This window comes from Neobacillus niacini, from assembly GCF_036961885.1.
GTDB lineage: Bacteria > Bacillota > Bacilli > Bacillales > Cytobacillaceae > Neobacillus > Neobacillus niacini_H.
Map to the genome: position 1 here is coordinate 1,120 of NZ_JBALNQ010000079.1, position 2,880 is coordinate 3,999.

A 2,880-nucleotide genomic window follows, 5' to 3' on the forward strand; every position below is an offset into this window, starting at 1 on the left:
ATTATATCTTATTAAAGGTAAAGAAAATTTAGGATTTGCTAAAGGGAATAACTTAGTCTTAAATAAAATTAAGAATTTATATAGTTATTCTCTTTTATTAAATAACGATACAGTAATAACAAAGAATTCCATTTCAAACATGATTGATTATTTGGATAATAACCCAAAATCCGGGGTAATAAGCTGCGATATTAGATATTATAGCGAACCTAGCAAACTCTGGAATGCTGGGGGCTATTTTACATGGTATGGGGATAGAAAGTACTTTAAACAAAGTAAGATAGATACTTATAAGAAAAATGGTGTCCAGGCAATTAACACCCCCTTCATTACAGGTTGTGCATTAATGGCTAGAAAAGAAATTTTACTTAAATATGGCATACTTACCGAGGATTTCTTTTTTGGTGAAGAAGATTTTAATTATTGCAAACGTCTCGTGGAAAATAATGTAAAAGTCGAATCGATCTTGAGTTCTACCATTTATCATAAAGTTGGTACCTCTATTAAAAAATCTCAAAAAAATATTAATAGTTTTGTTTTACACTTTTCAAATAGAATAATCGATTTAAAGAAATTCTATAAACCAATATATTGGAAAGTATGGAGACTCTTATATCTTTCAGCAATTTTTATTAAAGTATTTACAATTACCAAGAATTTAAATGATACTGTAAAAGTTTGTCAATATATATTTGAATATTCGACAAAGTATAATGAAATTTCATATGAAACATTTTTAGAAATCAATAATCTTGTATAACTTTTTAGTTAGAGATTAGAGTAAAGTGTAACAATTTGATATATAGTAAAATATACCAATGAGGGATGATTATTGAATATTAAGGCAATAACTTTTATGAAAAACTTTTCATATACTCTATCATCCAATTTAATATCTATGATCATTTCAACAATAGTAATTCTAATTGTACCTAAGGTGTTAGGTGTAGAAGATTATGGGTATTGGCAATTATATCTATTTTATGCTTCTTTTGTGGGTTTCTTGCATTTTGGTTGGAATGACGGGATATATCTAAGATATGGTGGTATTGAATATAGAGATCTAAATAAAGATATGTTCTTTTCACAGTTTTGGTTGTTAGTTATTTTACAGGTTATAATAGGGACGGTTGTAATTGGTCTTTCAACAACCTTCAATTCTGACAATAATAAGTCGTTTATACTAATAATGACTGCATTTTGTATGTTGATAGTTAATATAAGATATATGTTAATTTATATCTTACAAGCTACAAATAGAATCAAAGAGTATGCACAAATAACACTGATAGAAAGGGTACTGTATATTATATTAATCCTTTTTCTCTTAATAGTTGGGATTAAACAATATAAAATAATAATAGCCGCTGATTTAGCAGGGAAATTTTTTTCATTACTGTACTCAATTTTCTGTTGTAAAGATATAGTATTTAAAAAAATATCCACCTTTTATCTTAACTTAAAGGAAACCTTTGAAAACATTAGAGTTGGTATAAAATTGATGTTCTCAAACATAGCAGGCATGTTAATTGTTGGGATAGTTCAGTTTGGTATTGAACGGACTTGGGATGTGGCGACATTTGGTAAAGTATCATTAACTTTGGTTGTTTCCAACCTAATGTTAGTATTTATTAATGCAGTTGGTATCATTTTGTTTCCAGTTTTACGACGAACAAGTAAAGAGGCACTTCCTAGGATATATAAAACTATGAGAACTACTTTAATGGTCCCGTTATTGGGTCTGCTCGTTGTTTATTTTCCATTAAAAGTATTCTTATCCGCTTGGTTACCACAATATAATGAAAGTCTTATATATATGTCTTTACTCTTTCCAATGTGTGTATTTGAGGGAAAGATGGCCTTATTAATCAACACCTATTTAAAAACATTGCGTAAAGAAAAATGGATGCTTACGATTAATCTAGTGACAGTATTATTGAGCATTATACTAACATTTTCGTTCACTTTAGTGTTTAAGAGTTTAACGTTTGCAATTGTTTCAATTGTTATTCTAATGGCTTTTCGTTGTCTTTTGGCAGAGGTGTATTTATCAAAGGTGCTCAATATCATTGTGCATAAAGATATTATAATAGAAATGACAATGACACTACTATTTATCCTAATAGGTTGGTTTATGCCTTCATCTTGGATGGGTATAGCTTCCTATTTAGTTATTTACGGATTATATTTGCTCATTAAAAGAAAAGATCTTAATACTACGCTTGTTGAAGTTAAACAATTGATTAAAGGCTAATCGGAATAGAATTTAGTTTTTAATAAAAATTACAAAGGCAATTAAAGAGAATAAGAAGGTAGTATATCAAAATGACATCGTTACTGAATAAGAAGCAGCTAGGTCAGTAAATGTATCATTACTTGTAGAGTTTGGTCAATCATTCACTTAAGTCAATCCAGGATTTAATCTAACAATTTTAGCAGATGTTTAGGGACTTTTAGTAGTTCCTTTGTTAAGTAAATAGTCTAATGTCCTTATATACCTGTACGTGGTATTTTTGGGAAATTGCCGTATCCAAATAGTATAAATTTGGTTTTTTTTTATAAATCCCTATGATAAGGAATGTTTTTTTCTTTAGTGAAAAATAGTCAAATTTTTGATTTACTATACCATCTATTTGTCGAATATAAAATTGTCTTGTAAAAAAGTGTATGATATTATTAAATTTGTAATCTTTTAGAAATTAATAGAGGGGTGAAAGATCATTAAAGGTAGTGCAACTAAATATATACTATTAGCATCCTTTTTTACTATTTTAATAACGTTTAATAGTATTAGAGTTTTTGCAAACGAGGAAACTCTTCTTCCTAAAGGTTATATTGATACTCCTTTGAATGGATCAATAGTAAAAGGGGAAATAGACA

General features: G+C 28.2%; 2 protein-coding genes. Both read left to right on the plus strand.

What is annotated here, in order from left to right:
- Positions 1 to 760: glycosyltransferase family 2 protein (locus V7124_RS24800; RefSeq protein ID WP_335494352.1), on the plus strand; the 760-nt coding region annotated here is incomplete at its 5' end.
- A gap of 96 nt (positions 761 to 856) precedes the next feature.
- The gene (locus V7124_RS24805) at positions 857 to 2,254 is read left to right on the plus strand and encodes a lipopolysaccharide biosynthesis protein (RefSeq protein WP_335494354.1); all 1,398 of its coding nucleotides are present in this window, start codon (positions 857 to 859) and stop codon (positions 2,252 to 2,254) included.
- Positions 2,255 to 2,880: the final 626 nt, after the last annotated feature.